Here is a 15,910-nt window from a genome sequence, read left to right on the forward strand (position 1 = left end):
GACTTGCTCTTACAAGCGGTTGAAACAATTTAAAGATAGAAAATTATAGATCATTACAGTCCATTCCATGCTTATATCTGAAATGTACCCAATTAAATCGACTTAACAGTAGTAGAAGTAGCTTGCTGTATTGTAGAAGGGACAGGAACTGAGCTTGTTAAAGTCCAGCAAGAGAAAATTTAATGAAAAGGAGAGTATAGATGCAGATTGTCAAATTTACCTTCCTATGCTTGATTATTCTATTAGGGTATTTCCCAACTTCGACTGCGCATGCAACAGATGACGAAATATTACCCAATACGACGGTGGCAGATTTAGAAAAATTTATCCATGATATGAAAAGTGAGAGTAAAATACCTGGTTTGGCAATCGTAGTTGTTCATAATGATAAAACCCTTTATCAAAAGGGACTGGGATATGCTAATGTGAGTTATGAAAAAAAAGTTGAACAGGATACGCTATTTGAACTAGGATCAACGAGTAAGGCTTTTACTGCCCAAGCATTGTTTAAGTTAGAAGAGCAGGGGTTGGTTCAATTAGATGATCCCATAACCAAATATATCCCTTGGTTAAATTTCACCTATCATGGAAAACCTGTACAGGTTACAGTGGAGCAATTATTACATCATACGAGTGGAATTCCTTTTAAAACGATTGTTCACATCCCTAGTTCTACATCAGAAAGTGCATTAGAAGAGACAATACGTACGCTAGTAGGAGTTGAATTATCCACCCCCCCTGGAGAAAAATTTGAATACGCTACGATTAACTATGATGTATTAGGCTATCTTATACAGAAAGTATCAGGAGTTTCATTTGAAAATTATACAAAAAATGAAATTTTTGACGAATTCAGTTTGAACCATACGTACTTCCAGGGGGAAGTACCTACACAAAATATGGCAACAGGATATAAAGTGGGATTTACTTTTGCATTAGCGTATAATGCGCCACGTTATCGTGGGAATCATCCAGCGGGTTATGTCGTCACAAATATGGATGATGTAGGACGTTGGATGAAGATTCAGCTTGGTAGTATACCTATGGAGGAAGCGATTAATAAGCGCATTAAAAGGGCACATGAACCGAATGAACAAGTGAAGCCTGATATAGATGGTTCTTCTTATGCAGCTGGTTGGCAAATCTATAAAAATCGTAATGGTGAAATCGCCCATAGTGGAAACAATCCTAACTTTTCTTCCTATATCGTGTTTCAGCCTGAAGAAAAGCTTGCTGTTGCCGTATTAGCTAATCTTAACTCAGAGTATACAGCTCAAATCGGACAGGGCATCATGAATAGGCTACAAGATAAAAAAGAAGTAGAAAACAATTCAGATTCATTTATTGAAGCAGACAAGATTGCAACAGCAATTTCTATTATCTTCCTAATCATTACATGGATGATGCTCTTTTTTATCGCTCGTACGATGGTACAAATAATGAATGGGAGACGAAAGTTTATTGGATTCAATGTGGGTAAATTTTACTTTCTGGTTGGGACAATTCTCGTGATATGTTCGATGTTATCTATCGCGCTGTACTTCCTCCCTGAGTTATTCTTGGGAGGGCTTCCATGGAGATTTATCTATGTATGGGGACCGGTTAGTATTGTGACTGCCGTAATCTTAATAGGAATAGCAGGGTGTATATTTTGTTTAAATATTGGATTGAAAAAAATATTCCCCATGAAAAATGATAAACTGATTTCTGACCCATATGCATATGGTGGCCCAATTAATGACAAATCTTCTCAGTGAAAGAATGAGAAATGAGTTAAAATTGATTCAATATGGAATGTGAATAAGCTTCAATTCATTCAATGATCTAGACAAGTATGTATATCCGATATGATTTAACAAAGACCCGTAAAAACCGTTGTTGTCATGCGAATTGACACACATAAATATGGAGGAAAAATTGATATGATTCACAGACATGAAAAAGAATTTCCGGTGTTAGAAACGAAGCGCTTAGTCCTAAGAGAGATAACAACAGATGATGCCCATGATATTTTTAAATACTTATCGGATAAGGAAGTGATGAAATATTACGGGCTTTTGCCTTTTCGAACAAATCAAGAAGCCATAAATGAGATTGAATGGTATAAAAAAATATATGACGCTAAAACAGGTATACGCTGGGGAATTACAATGAAAAATATTGATGCAGTCATTGGGAGTTGTGGATTTCTCAATTGGTCGCAAGAACATTTTCGTACGGAGATTGGTGCTGAATTATCAAAAGCATACTGGAGAAAAGGAATCATGTCAGAGGCTTTTCAAGCAATTATACGTTATGGATTTAATCAAATGGAACTCATGAGAATACAAGGATTAATTGAACCTCCTAATACTTCTTCGCAAAAACTGGCTGAAAAAAATGGCTTTATTCGGGAAGGGTTATTAAGAAAATACGAATATGCAGCGGGAAAATTTGATGATTTATATATGTATTCATTATTGAAAGATGACGATTTATAACAGATGGCAAGCCTGTTTATTCTCTATGGGATGGGTTCTTGCCGTTATTAGTAAAGTTGAAAATAGATCGAACTTCTAATGAAGTGATTTGTGACTAGTGAATCGTTCGGAGGATTGAGTCGTTATCGTGAAGATGAAGATTGCGCAAATTCACTTTCACGATAACGACAAGTGAAGTTCTTTTTTGTGTATAAAGACGGATTTGCGATACGACAAGTCAGAAGTAATCCTATTCTTAGTACTTTAAAGTAATTTCAGTCGTTTTTGTTATGGAGAGGAAGGTCTAATCACTTGATTAATATACAGAAAAGCTTAAGAATAGTACCTGTTGAGCAGATGATTCTACATGAACATGAAGAGCCACTTCGCTTGGAGGCTATCGTGCAAGCGATCAAACAAGAAAAAATTTTAAGACATCCTATCATGGTGCTCGAAATGAAGAAGAATCTTTATCTTGTAATAGATGGTGTACATCGCTATCTATCTTTAAAAAGATTAGGATACAAACATATTCCTTGTCAGATTGTTGAAGAAAGTCAAGTGCAAATACATGCTTGGTCTCATGTTGTAAAAAAAGGACCTTGGCTAAAAAAATTAATAAAGCGTGAGGAGTACGGATGTCAGGAATCGGAGATTGGAGGCTCCAATTATATAGTCCGAATCACTGAGAAAGATTCGAAAAAATCATTGTACTTATATCGAACAGATGAACAAGTCCTAGGAGTCCAACAAATATTGAAAGTATGTAGTAATATCATACAAAATTATATAGATAGAGAGAGAATCGTTCGGGTCGGTGAACTTGATCACCGGATATTAGATGAAAATTTTGTTCGAATTGATTTTCCCAGATTTACGTTATCAGACATATATAGACTATCTAGAGCGGGGTGTTTAATGCCCACGGGTATCACTCATTTTTTAATTACAGGAAGAATATTAAACTTGCAAATACCTCTTGAAGTTTTGAAGGGATCTTCGGACGAAAATCGAGGTTGGGATTTACTAATAAAAAATTGGGATTCTAAATTAAGGTATTATTCCGAGCCTATATACATATGTGAGTGAACGAACCGAAAAGAGTGTGTTTTATAGAATGAAATTTGATGTAGTAGATGAAATGTTTTCTTTCTTGAGTTGAGAGAAAGAAAACATTTCAAACACACAGTGGCATGACCTCCTCAAAAGAATTAAGTTAAATGGAGTATTTATTTTTTCAAAAGATTGAGCTTAACCCATGCGAGACATTCACGTGCCTTATGATAAGGCATAAAAAGGACAGTCGAGTGTACCGGTGCTGGAGCAGCTTTGATGCCAGCTTGGGATGCATAAGTTAAAGCTCTGTTCATGTGATAGTCATGTGTGACCAGATAGACACGATCTAACTTGTGTTCAGACAGGAGAGAAGCTGTATATTTTAAATTTTGTTTTGTGTTGCTGGAGTGTTCTTCTAGTAGCAAATCTTCTTCTTTTACCCCTTTTTCTAGCAGATAATCTCTCATCCCCTGTGCTTCAGTAATGCCGTTATTGCCCAATCCACCAGATAAGACCAGATGGGACACTTTTTTTTCTTTGTAGAGCTGATACGCTAGGTCACATCGCTCTTTTAACGCAGGACTTGGCTTTTTATCCCACAAAGCTGCTCCCAGGATGATGGCAGCTTGACGTGTTTCGCCATCGGGATTACGCGCATCAAATTGGGAAGCCGAAGGCCAATAGATGATAAAGGGAATAGCAGCAATCAAGCTAAATATAAGGAGAATCCAGTACCATTTTATGGTCATCTTATTCATTCTCCAATTGACAATCAGATCGAAAAGGGGGATGAGGATGATAAATCGTAAATTTTCCATTTTCTCGATTCAAATCAATGATGAGTCCATCCATCCATGCTGCTTCTTCCGGCTCCCAGACAAAGGGGATCGCTTTTGCAGACCCTTTCTCATAGTGTGGAAGCGACTCCGTAATTTCAATGGCAAATGAGGGTGTCGCACATCCAGAAGTAAGGGGAATGACGCGGACAGCAAGGGGTTCTTCTGTAGATTCTTGTTGTAAAATCATAGCGAGTCGGGCAGCTGCAAGATCACTTAACTCAATATTCATCGTGTCATCTCCAGTATGTAAGTCTTTTTCATCATAGCAAAAAAGTAGAAATCAGAAAAGCATCACCTGTTTTCTCTTCATCACATTCAAGGTTATAATGAATGGAGGACTTAGTGGTAGGTTGGAGGTTTTGGCAACATGGATGGGAAAGTAGCTTTCCGAAATCTATTTCGAGTAGTAGAACTACCATCGGAATGGTTAGAAACCATTTTTCGAGATGGCGAAGTAAAAAAAGTAAAAGTGAGTCGCAAAGAGCATGCTTGGTGGATTCACATTCACCTTCCACAACCCGTGGAAGCTAATATATGGCATGAGTTTCAAACAAAGGTCATCGCACATTTTGGACCTGATATTCGCGTGTACTTCCATTTTACGTATCAAGATTTACAACATGATGTGGTATGGGAAAAATATAAATATTGGATCCAAAAACAGATTCAGGAAAACGTATCGGCTTCGTTTAGTGCGTGGATAGGCAAGGCGAATTGGAAATTTGAAGGAGATCAATTACATTTGCTCTTTCCCAATTCGGTTATGCATGAATTGGCGCAGCAAAATGAGCTGGAAACCTTGATTCATAAATACTATAAAAAGATCACGGGTACTTCCATTTCTGTTCACTTATCCACACATACACAAACGGATACCAAGACGCAGTTAGAAGCGATGCGGCAAGAAGAAGAGCAACGTCTCGTCGAACAAGCACTTGCCGAACAAGCTCGAGCAGAGCAAATGATGGCGAGTGAACCATCACCTGAAGACGTGATTGAAAAGAAAATCGGCTATCCGATTAACGAAGAGCCCGTTTCGATTTCTTCCGTACAAGAAGAGGAGCGGAAGGTGGTGTTCGCAGGAGAAGCATTTAAAGTAGAAGTGAAGGAGCTTCGTAGTGGACGAGAATTACTTACGTTCAATTTAACCGACTACTCGGACTCCATCACGTGTAAGATCTTCTCCCGTGATAAAGAAGATGCGAAGGTTTTGAAGTCAATCAAAGACGGAGATTGGCTTAAAGTAAGAGGCTCTGTCCAATTTGACACCTTTATCCGTGATTTGGTTCTGATCGTCAAAGATATTGAACCCGCTCGTTCTCCACGACATCGAACGGATGATGCAGCTGAAAAACGGGTTGAACTGCATCTGCATACATCCATGTCAGCAATGGATGGCGTGATCGAGCCCAAAAAACTACTTAAGCGCGTTAAAGATTGGGGACATCAGGCAGTCGCGGTAACGGACCATGGTGTGGTACAAGCTTATCCCGAGATCTATGAAGCGAATAAAAAATTAGGATTAAAAGTGTTGTATGGTATGGAAGCAGATATCGTTGATGACGGCGTATCAACCGTTATGAATCCAGTAGATCGCGGGGAACTATCGGAGGATACGTATGTCGTGTTTGACGTGGAGACCACAGGTTTATCTGCTGTTCATGACACGATCATTGAAGTCGGGGCTGTCAAAATGCATAAAGGACAAATTATTGATCGGTTTTCCGAGTTTTGTAATCCGCATAAAAAGTTGTCCCCCAAAATTGTGGAGCTTACAAAAATTACAGACGACATGTTAGTAGATGCACCGGAAGTAGATGATGTGATCGCTCGCTTCCTCGACTTTATCGAAGGCTCGGTTTTAGTGGCCCATAATGCCCGCTTTGATATGGGGTTCTTACAGGAAGCGGTTCGTCGGATACAAAGACCACCCGTTACCCATACGGTGCTCGATACATTAGAGCTGGCCCGCACTTTATATCCGAGCTGGAAAAATCACCGGCTTAATACCTTAACCAAGCGCTTAGATGTCAAGTTGGAGCATCATCACCGTGCGATCTATGATGCGGAGGCAACCGGATATGTGCTATACAAGATGTTCGAAGAATGTAAAGAGCAGGGAATGACCGAGATTACTCAACTGAACGAGAATCGTAATCCGAGTGATCTGTCTCGACAGCGCCCTTTTCACGCCATTTTACTTGTCAAAAATCAAATCGGGATGAAAAACTTATATAAACTGGTTACCATGTCGCACTTGAAATACTTTCATCGCAATCCACGTATTCCGCGTAGTGAGCTATTAAAGCACCGTGAAGGACTCATCATTGGCTCAGCTTGTGAAAAAGGAGAGCTGTACGAGGCGGCACTAAATAAATCACCTGCTGAGGCAGAATCGGTGGCGCGTTTTTATGACTATATTGAAATTCAACCTGTGGCGATCAATTTACACTTGGTAGATAAAGGATTAGTCGAAAACGAAGAACGATTAAGAGCCGCGAATCGTCTATTGGTGAAAATCGGTGAAAAACTAAATAAACCAGTTGTAGCAACAGGCAATACCCATTATTTAGATGAGGATGACGCCATTTATCGTCAAATCATTGTGCATAATCAAATTGGCGCAAGACCTCCCAATGTGTTTCCTGAGGCACATTTCCGGACGACGGATGAGATGTTGAAAGAGTTCTCCTATCTAGGAAGCGAAAAAGCGTATGAAGTGGTCGTTACAAACACACATTTAGTGAAAGATTGGGTGGAAGATGAGATCAAACCGTATCCAGAGGAAACTTTTGCACCTAGCTTAGAAGGAGCCGAAGAGGAGTTACAATCGATTTGCTACAACACCGCGCACGAGTGGTACGGCAATCCACTTCCCGAAAACGTGCAAACGCGATTAGATCGTGAATTAGGTTCTATCATTAAGCATAAGTATAGTACGCTCTATATGATCTCGCAGAAAATTGTAAATAAATCATTGGAGGATGGCTATATCGTCGGTTCACGGGGATCGGTCGGTTCATCATTCGTAGCGACACTTAGCCGTATTTCTGAAGTAAATCCACTTCCACCGCATTATCGCTGTGGCGAGTGTAAGCACAACGAGTTTATCTTGGATGGTACCTATGAATCGGGATTTGATTTGCCAGATAAAGCTTGTCCCAAATGTGGACAGGAGAAATTGTTAAAAGATGGGCATGATATTCCATTTGAAACTTTCCTTGGCTTTGAAGCGGATAAAGAACCGGATATTGATTTGAACTTTGACAGTGAGTATCAGCCACGTGCCCACTCCTACACAGAGGAGCTGTTTGGAAAAAAGTACATTTACCGTGCGGGCAGTATTAATACCGTCCAAGAAAAAACGGCTTATGGTTATGTGAAGAAGTATGGGGAACTGAAACAAATTGAGTATCGTCGTGCCGAAGTGGAACGGTTAGCCCGCGGATGTGAAGGCGTAAAACGTTCAACGGGTCAGCATCCTGGGGGACTCATGGTTATTCCGCAAGAAAAAGAAGTATTTGATTTTACACCGGCTCAGCATCCAGCGGGCGATGTGAAATCGGGTGTCATAACGACTCACTTCGATTACAAATCTATTAGTGGGAAGATCTTAAAACTGGACTTGCTCGGGCATACAGCTCCTACTATTCAGCGGATGTTAAAACAAGTGACCGGAATTGACCCCACCCAAGTTCCACTAGGGGATCCTAAGGTGATTAGTATCTTTGAGAACACGCGTGCTTTAGGGATTAAACCGGAGCAGATTAATGGGATCAAACATGGAACGCTTGGTATTCCAGAGTTTGGTACCTACTTTGCCCGTGGGATCTTAGAAGACGCGAAGCCACAAAAATTTAGTGAATTAGTACGGATTTCAGGACTGTCACACGGTGAAAATGTATGGCAAGGAAATGGACAAGAGTTGATCCAAAACAATGTATGTACCATCTCGGAAGCGATTTGTTGTCGAGATGACATTATGTTGTATTTGATGCGGATGGGACTTCCTTCTAAGACTTCTTTTACCATTATGGAGAAAGTGAGAAAGGGAAAAGGCGTCACGGATGAAGAAGTGAGCTTGATGAAAGAGAATGGGATACCTGATTGGTATATCGAATCTTGTCGCCGCATTAAATATATGTTCCCACGTGCCCATGCTGCGGCATATGTGACTTCAGCTGTGCGGATTGCTTGGTTCAAGGTGTACTATCCAGCCCAGTTTTATGCGGCCTTATTCTCTACCAAAGTAGGTAACTTTGATGTGGGTGCTGTGCTCAAAGGGTATGACCATGTTACGCAACTCATTAAAGAGATTAATGAAAAGGGCTTTCAAGCGACCCAAAAAGAGAAGGTATTCCTATCGATCTTGGAATTGGTACAGGAGATGTATGCACGCGATATTAAGATTCGTCCACCTCATCTCTATCAATCTCATGCCAATAAATTCCTAGTAGAAGATGGTGAGCTGATTCCCCCATTTGAATCGGTTGCAGGTATTGGAGATAACGTAGCGGTCAACATGATGAAAGCGAGAGACGATGGTAACTACTTATCTATTGACGACTTCCAAAGCCGTACCCGTGCCTCTAGCACTGTAGTAGAAGTACTAAAAGGTCTAGCATGCTTCGAAGACCTCCCCCAAAGCAATCAAATGTCACTCTTTTAACGGTGTGTGTTTACACACGATGATTACACATGGTCAAGGAACATGCTTCCTTGACCATAAACAAGTGGAGGAGCACCATTGTCTAAAACAGATCAAATTTATAATCAGTTAGTAAACGATATCTTAGAAAACGGAATATGGGATAAAGATCAAAACGTACGAACAAAATGGGCAGATGGGACACCAGCTCATACGAAAAGCATCATTGGCAGACAACTTCACTTTGATGGTACGGAGGTTCCCATTCTTACGACAAAATATGTCCCACCCAAAACGCCTATTATCGAAGCGCTGTGGTTTTTCGTAGAAAAAACGAGTGATTGTTCATATCTTGATGAGCATAACGTGAAAATTTGGAAAGAATGGGCCAATGCCGACAATCATATCGGTAAAAGCTACGGTTATCAGGCAGGAAAGAAAGTGCGTCAGTTAAACGGGGCAATGGTCGATCAAATCGATTATCTCATTCACCAGCTCAGGCATAACCCAGCAAGCCGGAGACATATGACAACCTGGTGGAACATCGACGATCTCGATCAAATGGAGCTTGAACCTTGTTGGCATAGCACGCAATGGCTCGTGAAAGCAGGTAAACTCCATTTAATTGTGACGAGTCGATCGGCAGATGTTTTTTTGGGACTACCTTTTAACATCTACCAGTATTATGTTGTTTTGCGGGCTGTCGCTCAGGTTACAAATTTAGAAGTAGGCACCATGACCTGTAATTTGGGTGATGTCCACATTTATGATCGACATATCGATATCATTCAAGAGCAAATGGCGTTACCTGAATTTCAAGCGCCTACGCTTTGGATCAATCCAAACGTGAAGGAAATGAATGACTTTACCATAGAGGACTTCAAATTAGTCGATTACAAGCATGGCCCGAAATTAAAAGCAGAAGTAGCGATTTAAAAGGGTAAGGAGCAGTAGTGTTGATTATCCAAAATACACGACTCTAAAATGGAAAAATAATGAAAATCAACACATTTGGGTAAGGAGATACGAATATGTTTGCAATCATTGTAGCCAAAGATCGAAATGGTGTAATCGGCAAAGATGGGGATATGCCATGGGGAAGAAGTTTGCCTGCCGATCTGCAACATTTTAAAAAGCTTACCGTTGGAAAAACGGTTATTATGGGGCATAACACAGCCCGTTCGATTATTCAATCTCTGGGAAAACTGTTACCAGATCGAAAAAATATTATTTTATCGAGGCAAAAAGACCTACATTTCCCTTATCCCAATAGTGATACGATGACCTTTGATGAGGTTCTACAAATGAAATTGAAAGAACCGGTCTTTGTAATCGGTGGGGAACAAATCTACCAGTTATTCGCTCCCCATGTCACAAAAGCCTATATCACGGAGATTGATTACGATTTTGATGGGGATACCTATTTCCCCAACCTTCCTGGTGATTGGAAGCAAGTTGCATCCACGACACACAAGAAAGATGAGAAAAATAAATACGACTGCACTTTTTATGAATATGAGAAACGGTCAGTATAGCAGTGGAAAGTAGGTAGTGTCCCCCATACTACCTACTTTTTGTCGTAAAAAAGGATAGCTGTATCGGAATGGCATGCAGGTTTATCCTACCCTACCCAGGTCGTTCCATGTGATCTATCATTGAGCGGGAAACGGTAGCCAGATTAAAGAAATATGGACTACGCGAGTTTGATATCACTTATTTGGATGAAATAACGACTAATTAATCAGTAGCAAGTGGCCTACTACGAAGAGATATAAACGCCTTATCGGGGTGGGCTTTTAATAGCAAGATGATGGGAAGGAAGATATATTGAAGTCAATCAAACAGTCAGAACAAATTGCAAATGAAGAAGGTTGCCTTTACCTATGTAATTGTATTATTATGAATGATATAAAAATAAAAGGAGGAAAATTATTGTTTAAAAAAATAGATGAGATGCATATGCATATTACATTTCGAGCTTTAAGATTACAATCCATGTTTTATCAGTTGGCATTGCTGAGTTTAGTTTTTTATGAAGGAATTATTTTAAGAGAATTGACAACTTCATTCATTATTTTGATCGCTGGAAACATGATCTTTTTTTCTACCCAGTATGTTTTGGCAAAAAAACGGCAAAAAATAATGGAAAATAAATTGAAAGCATTTCGAAATCGAGCTGGTTTTACACAACAAGAGCTAGCTCATCGTGTGGATGTTTCAGTTCGAACCATTGCTGCAATTGAAAATGGTCATTACAAACCCACCCTTGAATTAGCACTTAAAATAAGTAAACAGCTAGGGGAACCGATTGAAAGGATTTTTGCAATAGATTAAATGAGATGATTTGAACAAACATTCCCCACTTCAATAGTCATGTGGATTCAATGCTGGATTTCGAGATTAGCGTGTATATTTAAAGGCTAGTTTGAGAGTAAGTGGTCAGGAAGCATTTAAGAGGTATACGAACACTTAAACGATTGGAAGAGAGAAATGAAAACAACACAGTCATCCGTATTAGAACTAAGTTTAATCCCAGTGACGATGTTGCTAGCGAAAATGATTAGTGAATGGTCTGTTTCCTTTTGGTATGCCATGCCGATTATATGCATCTTAATATTTCTACATCTTAAGATGATTACATGGATTCCAAAACATTACTGGTTTAGTAGACCTGTAATACCTAGAGGGCTAACTGGTCTAGCTGTAGCAGTTATTATGTTTATTGTGCTATATACTATTTCTGAGTAGATCAAGTATGCGTTTCATAAGTTGTCGGATTCGGATTTAATGATAAATAAATCGTTATTCACATTCATGACCAATTAGGATGATCAAAACGTACCTACTTGAGCGTTAATTGAGTAGCAATTATGAAATTGACTATATCACTAGAGATAATAAAATAAATGTATTATCATTATATGTAATTATATTTTGATATAACAGGTGAATGATATGGATATAGTTAAAAAAAGAGGAATTATACTTTCTATTCTGCTATGGTGTATGATCATAGGCTACGCATTGGGAATGATTCCGTCAATCATACTAGTGAGCATGGATATATCCAATTGGTTTCTCCTTCCCACAATGATTTTTATGCTTATTGTATCCGTTAGTATCCTCATAGGAAAACGATGGGCAGTATATGCATATTTTATATACACACTTACTTCGATCCCCATAGCTATTTATCTTAATCCAGATATTTTATTGGAGTATAATCGTTTTTACCGAGATATTATCAACGCGCTAATCCTGTTTTTCTTGATAAAACGCAAATGGCATCATTTTGATTAAAATGTTTTGACAAGAATGCAATATTTCTTAATATATGGTCAACATAAGTGCTTACAACGAAAAGCGGGGGAAACCTCGCTTTTTAATTTGAGATAATCGTGAGACTATTTTGAGACAATCGTGAGACCATGAAACACGACAACTAACTTATAATTAAGATAGACCAAACAAAGGAGATGTTTATATGTCCAACCGATTAATGAACACAAGAGAAATTTCAATTGGAGAGCTTTTACACTACTACACTAAAGATGGAGACCATCCAGAGATTGATGCTGGTAAAGAATATCCAGCTATGTTAGTGAATATAAGAACAGAAGGACCGTTAGATTTTCCAGTACATGATATTATGGTTTTCACTGAAAAAGGTATATTAATCAAAAATGATGTTTCGATTAGCTTTTTTGGAAATAAGAAACAGGGAGGCGCTACATTCACTCCAGGAACATTTACACGATATAATTTCGTAGAAACATTAGGATTAAGCAACAAATTAATTGAATTATAGAGCGGAGGCAACCTTGCTTTTATCATGAGTAAATATATACACCCACCACGAAAAGGTATACACGCTTTATCATGGTGAGCTTTAACATTCTACTCGATGAGATTAATCATATACTTGCACTTTGGCATACGTAGATGTGTTGTGATCTTTTGTTAGATAAAACTCAGCAGCTTTGTTTGTTCCATCTACAAAGCGATTAATATCTTTAACATTATAAGTTACGCCTTTCTTTAAATAGATCTTTTTGACGAGATCATCCGCATTATCTGGATCATCTTCCCATACGGTATAGTAACCTTCTGGTCCACTCAGCAACTTAAATCCCACATCCCCACCAGTCGAATGACGGACAGGGCTTTGCATTTTGAATTCAACGGGTGCGCCTACTGGATCCCATTCTCCGTTAGGAGCAGCAGAACCTCCAGAGGAGAGGCTAAATCCATTGAAATAGCCTACACTATCAGAAGCCGTGTCGCCCGCTTGTTTCCGCCGGTTGGTGTTGAACCAAAGCTTGTCTCCGTTGGCAATCCCCACACCTTCGATCTCGAATAGATCAGCGTATTTCTTAGATGTAATACGAAAGGATAGGTCATCATCAGCTTTAATGGTTCCTGAAGCACGAGAGATATTACGATAGACGAGTACAATACTTACATTTTTGTAAGTCATGGGAAAATATAAGGTATCTTTGTGTAACCCGATTCCTTGGGTAGCATACGAATCGATATTTGATATCGTGCTGCCATTAACACGTGCATCTTTCACATTTAGATTAAAGGCATGGTCTACATTGATCGTACCACTATTTGCAGTGAGGGGAAGTTTACCTTTGTAAAATTTTGTTTTTGTTTTAAAGAGGAAGTGTATGTTATTCGCATCTTTGCTCATAATCTTCACGCCGGACATGGCTTTATCTGCGCCATTATACTTGATTGTGTAGTTCCCTACTTTATAGTAGGTTGTACCTACATACTTTAGCTTGACTAAGCTTAAACTCCCTTTTTTCATCGTAACGATGAACATATAATACTCGCCATTGATTTTACTAAGCGCCATGTCGTTGCCATGCCCTAGAAAGTCAGCATAATATCTATTTACAATACTGGTACCGTTCTTCATAAGTGTAGTCGTTCCATCACTCATTTTCGTACGGTAAATGACTCCCGCGGTATCATCACCATTCACTTTGACGGAGTATGTGTAGGTAGATCCCACGCCAAATCCTTGTGTAGCGTAGCTACCATGGGCATTGCCAAGTGATGAAACTGTCGTATACGTATTGTAATAGGCTGCACTCACTGAATCAGGCACCATCATCACGGTGCTAAACATAATACATGTGATGATAAAAAGCTTCGTGTGATGCATGATTCCTCCTGAGGTATGTTTCATATATCATGCCTCCATAAATCATAATGGTAGGTTTCGAAACAAAACCGCTCCCAAATGCGTTGGTTTTGCTTCATACCATTTAAGTGTATCGCACTTTGTTCTGTAACGTATGTTAAAAAGTGTTAAAAAGCATCATTTTTCAATCTAGCAAGATCCATTTCAACTTTTAGAGATAGAATTGATTCCGAGTACTCAAGTATGATAATAGATTTAGCAGAATTAACATAAATAAAAACGGTGCTCTTGACTAGGAGCCGTTTTCGCCATTCAGTTTACGTTTGATGTCTTCAATCTCCCGATCTACTTCAGATTGTTTATACACCCAATCATGCATGAGATCTGATACAGTAGCAAAATCTTGGTCTACATTCTTTTCTAGTCGTTCAATCCATTCATCTTGTTTTTTTAAAGCTCATATATGGCCTGCAGGATGTTACTACCATTCTAACTTGTCTGAATTATATTGCGTAGCACTTAATCCTCTCGTACAACGTCTGTAAGTACATCTTTAGCGCCTCTGTCGCCTTTATTTTGTGCCAAGTTATTAAGATAGTCCATCATAGGTCTTTCCATGTAATAAATAGCGGTTGTGAATTCAAATAAACATAAAATATGATCTTGAATCTGGCTCTCTTCAAGGTTCGTTTTGATTGGTGTATGTAAAAGTTACGAACTTCTTTAAGCTCAGCATTTAATTTGACAGTGTGGTCTGAGTTAATTGAGATGTTCTAACAAGTATTTTTCAAAATCAGAGTTCGTGTACAAGCGACGTTTTGAAAATAGATCATCATCTTCCGGGTAGTATTCGGATGTGATCAACATATTACGCGCAGCAGTATGGATTGCGATACGTCTAAGATGAGGTGTAATCACTTTTTGAGTATGTCCCATAGCTACAACGCAGATATCGTGCGATGTCATCAATTGTGAGATCAAAACCTTTTTCTCTGATTAGTTCCATATATGCTTCTACAATCGAAATCGCCGTTCTGCCCTTACCATTTACAGTTATCAATTTATCTAATTTATTCAGATCCGCTATGTTCATCTAAGAACACTCCACATGTTAGGGTTAACTTTAATCAATTTCAGAAAGTGCCATCAAAAAAGACCTCGCTAGAGAGCATCAAAAGGGCCTTGCGTACAAAATTGGGCACGGTTTCATCAGACTGCTTCGGGAGCTGAATCGGTTCGAATTCGGTGGTTGTGGTTGCTTTTTAAGGATTGGTTTAACACATAAGAATCGCATCCCAATAATTAGGATGCGATTCGAAACTTATTGAGTAATAACATTCAATCAATTAATTGTTTAAATATATTATTAATCTTGCCATTTCATTTCAGTGTATCCGCTACCACTCTTAGTTATATAGTAATCTCCTTTATTTACATCTCTAATAGTCTCACATTCACCTGGATCTAGGACTGAGTCTCCTCTTGCAATATGTGTCCCAGAACTAGTATATAGTTTGTAAGTGACGTTTTTAGCACCGGACACTACACAATAGCGAATGTCACCACCAGTGGAATTAAAGTTTACACTCTGTGATTTAAACGTAGAATATTGAGTGCGATCCCATTCTCCATTTCCATCTGCAGAAGCTGTTGAAGGTGTGAATGCTGAAACTGCAAATCCACTAACGACTGCTAAAATACCAATTTTTTTCATAAACATAATTATTACTCCTATCTAATTATATTTAATACT

15 protein-coding genes are annotated in these 15,910 nt (G+C 38.9%); 9 read left to right on the forward strand and 6 right to left on the reverse strand.

Features of this window, described 5'->3' with window-relative positions:
- Window positions 1-200: 200 nt before the first annotated feature.
- The 3 genes from IC619_RS11330 to IC619_RS11340 all read left to right on the forward strand — a co-directional run bounded on the left by IC619_RS11330 (window position 201) and on the right by IC619_RS11340 (window position 3,548).
- On the forward strand, window positions 201-1,757 hold the full coding sequence (locus tag IC619_RS11330; RefSeq protein ID WP_191140354.1) for a serine hydrolase domain-containing protein: 1,557 nt from the start codon (window positions 201-203) through the stop codon (window positions 1,755-1,757).
- A gap of 165 nt (window positions 1,758-1,922) precedes the next feature.
- Complete coding sequence (locus tag IC619_RS11335) at window positions 1,923-2,480, forward strand: GNAT family N-acetyltransferase (RefSeq protein ID WP_191140353.1); 558 nt, start codon at window positions 1,923-1,925, stop codon at window positions 2,478-2,480.
- 291 nt (window positions 2,481-2,771) lie between these two features.
- On the forward strand, window positions 2,772-3,548 hold the full coding sequence (locus tag IC619_RS11340) for a ParB N-terminal domain-containing protein (protein ID WP_191140352.1): 777 nt from the start codon (window positions 2,772-2,774) through the stop codon (window positions 3,546-3,548).
- A 21-nt stretch (window positions 3,549-3,569) separates the two neighbouring features.
- On the opposite strand, the gene IC619_RS17355 is transcribed toward IC619_RS11340, so the two are convergent.
- The 3 genes from IC619_RS17355 to IC619_RS11355 are packed head-to-tail and all read right to left on the reverse strand — an operon-like array spanning window position 3,570 to window position 4,583.
- The gene (locus tag IC619_RS17355; RefSeq protein ID WP_191140351.1) at window positions 3,570-3,665 is read right to left on the reverse strand and encodes a hypothetical protein; all 96 of its coding nucleotides are present in this window, start codon (window positions 3,663-3,665) and stop codon (window positions 3,570-3,572) included.
- Window positions 3,666-3,688: 23 nt separating this feature from the next.
- A complete protein-coding gene (locus IC619_RS11350; RefSeq protein WP_191140350.1) occupies window positions 3,689-4,264 on the reverse strand; it encodes a YdcF family protein in 576 nt (191 codons plus the stop codon).
- A 1-nt stretch (window position 4,265) separates the two neighbouring features.
- On the reverse strand, window positions 4,266-4,583 hold the full coding sequence (locus IC619_RS11355; RefSeq protein ID WP_191140349.1) for a hypothetical protein: 318 nt from the start codon (window positions 4,581-4,583) through the stop codon (window positions 4,266-4,268).
- Between the two features lie 138 nt (window positions 4,584-4,721).
- Here IC619_RS11355 and IC619_RS11360 point away from each other — a divergent pair, with 138 nt between their 5' ends.
- The 6 genes from IC619_RS11360 (at window position 4,722) to IC619_RS11385 (ending at window position 12,810) form a co-directional block, all read left to right on the forward strand.
- The gene (locus IC619_RS11360) at window positions 4,722-9,023 is read left to right on the forward strand and encodes a PolC-type DNA polymerase III (RefSeq protein WP_191140348.1); all 4,302 of its coding nucleotides are present in this window, start codon (window positions 4,722-4,724) and stop codon (window positions 9,021-9,023) included.
- Window positions 9,024-9,101: 78 nt separating this feature from the next.
- Window positions 9,102-9,938: a thymidylate synthase gene (gene thyA / locus IC619_RS11365; protein WP_191140347.1), complete on the forward strand. Its 837-nt coding sequence runs from the start codon at window positions 9,102-9,104 to the stop codon at window positions 9,936-9,938.
- A gap of 95 nt (window positions 9,939-10,033) precedes the next feature.
- Entirely contained in the window at window positions 10,034-10,537 is a 504-nt protein-coding gene (locus IC619_RS11370) for a dihydrofolate reductase (protein ID WP_191140346.1), read from the forward strand.
- Between the two features lie 397 nt (window positions 10,538-10,934).
- Window positions 10,935-11,336 carry a helix-turn-helix transcriptional regulator gene (locus tag IC619_RS16850; protein WP_249669841.1) on the forward strand — a complete coding sequence of 134 codons (402 nt, stop codon included), beginning with the start codon at window positions 10,935-10,937 and terminating at the stop codon, window positions 11,334-11,336.
- Between the two features lie 156 nt (window positions 11,337-11,492).
- Window positions 11,493-11,750 (forward strand): hypothetical protein, encoded by a 258-nt coding sequence (locus IC619_RS11380; protein WP_191140345.1) that lies wholly within the window; start codon window positions 11,493-11,495, stop codon window positions 11,748-11,750.
- 736 nt (window positions 11,751-12,486) lie between these two features.
- Window positions 12,487-12,810, forward strand: coding sequence for a hypothetical protein (locus IC619_RS11385; RefSeq protein ID WP_191140344.1), 324 nt, complete (start codon window positions 12,487-12,489; stop codon window positions 12,808-12,810).
- 102 nt (window positions 12,811-12,912) lie between these two features.
- Here the strand turns inward: IC619_RS11385 and IC619_RS11390 are convergent, their stop codons facing one another.
- The 3 genes from IC619_RS11390 to IC619_RS11400 all read right to left on the reverse strand — a co-directional run bounded on the left by IC619_RS11390 (window position 12,913) and on the right by IC619_RS11400 (window position 15,877).
- A complete protein-coding gene (locus IC619_RS11390; protein WP_191140343.1) occupies window positions 12,913-14,202 on the reverse strand; it encodes a hypothetical protein in 1,290 nt (429 codons plus the stop codon).
- Between the two features lie 853 nt (window positions 14,203-15,055).
- Window positions 15,056-15,250 carry a hypothetical protein gene (locus IC619_RS11395; protein WP_191140342.1) on the reverse strand — a complete coding sequence of 65 codons (195 nt, stop codon included), beginning with the start codon at window positions 15,248-15,250 and terminating at the stop codon, window positions 15,056-15,058.
- 273 nt (window positions 15,251-15,523) lie between these two features.
- Window positions 15,524-15,877, reverse strand: a complete 354-nt coding sequence (locus IC619_RS11400; protein WP_191140341.1) for a hypothetical protein — start codon at window positions 15,875-15,877, stop codon at window positions 15,524-15,526.
- Window positions 15,878-15,910 lie beyond the last annotated feature (33 nt).

The organism is Polycladospora coralii (assembly GCF_014773435.2).
GTDB lineage: Bacteria > Bacillota > Bacilli > Thermoactinomycetales > Thermoactinomycetaceae > Polycladospora > Polycladospora coralii.

Bases quoted from the DNA above. Each gene is read 5' to 3' on its own strand.
- IC619_RS11330 (WP_191140354.1), top strand. From the start codon at position 201: ATGCAGATTGTCAAATTTACCTTCCTATGCTTGATTATTCTATTAGGG.
- IC619_RS11335 (WP_191140353.1), top strand. From the start codon at position 1,923: ATGATTCACAGACATGAAAAAGAATTTCCGGTGTTAGAAACGAAGCGC.
- IC619_RS11350 (WP_191140350.1), bottom strand. From the start codon at position 4,264: ATGACCATAAAATGGTACTGGATTCTCCTTATATTTAGCTTGATTGCT.
- IC619_RS11355 (WP_191140349.1), bottom strand. From the start codon at position 4,583: ATGAATATTGAGTTAAGTGATCTTGCAGCTGCCCGACTCGCTATGATT.
- IC619_RS11360 (WP_191140348.1), top strand. From the start codon at position 4,722: ATGGATGGGAAAGTAGCTTTCCGAAATCTATTTCGAGTAGTAGAACTA.
- IC619_RS11370 (WP_191140346.1), top strand. From the start codon at position 10,034: ATGTTTGCAATCATTGTAGCCAAAGATCGAAATGGTGTAATCGGCAAA.
- IC619_RS11380 (WP_191140345.1), top strand. From the start codon at position 11,493: ATGAAAACAACACAGTCATCCGTATTAGAACTAAGTTTAATCCCAGTG.
- IC619_RS11385 (WP_191140344.1), top strand. From the start codon at position 12,487: ATGTCCAACCGATTAATGAACACAAGAGAAATTTCAATTGGAGAGCTT.
- IC619_RS11390 (WP_191140343.1), bottom strand. From the start codon at position 14,202: ATGAAACATACCTCAGGAGGAATCATGCATCACACGAAGCTTTTTATC.
- IC619_RS11395 (WP_191140342.1), bottom strand. From the start codon at position 15,250: ATGAACATAGCGGATCTGAATAAATTAGATAAATTGATAACTGTAAAT.
- IC619_RS11400 (WP_191140341.1), bottom strand. From the start codon at position 15,877: ATGTTTATGAAAAAAATTGGTATTTTAGCAGTCGTTAGTGGATTTGCA.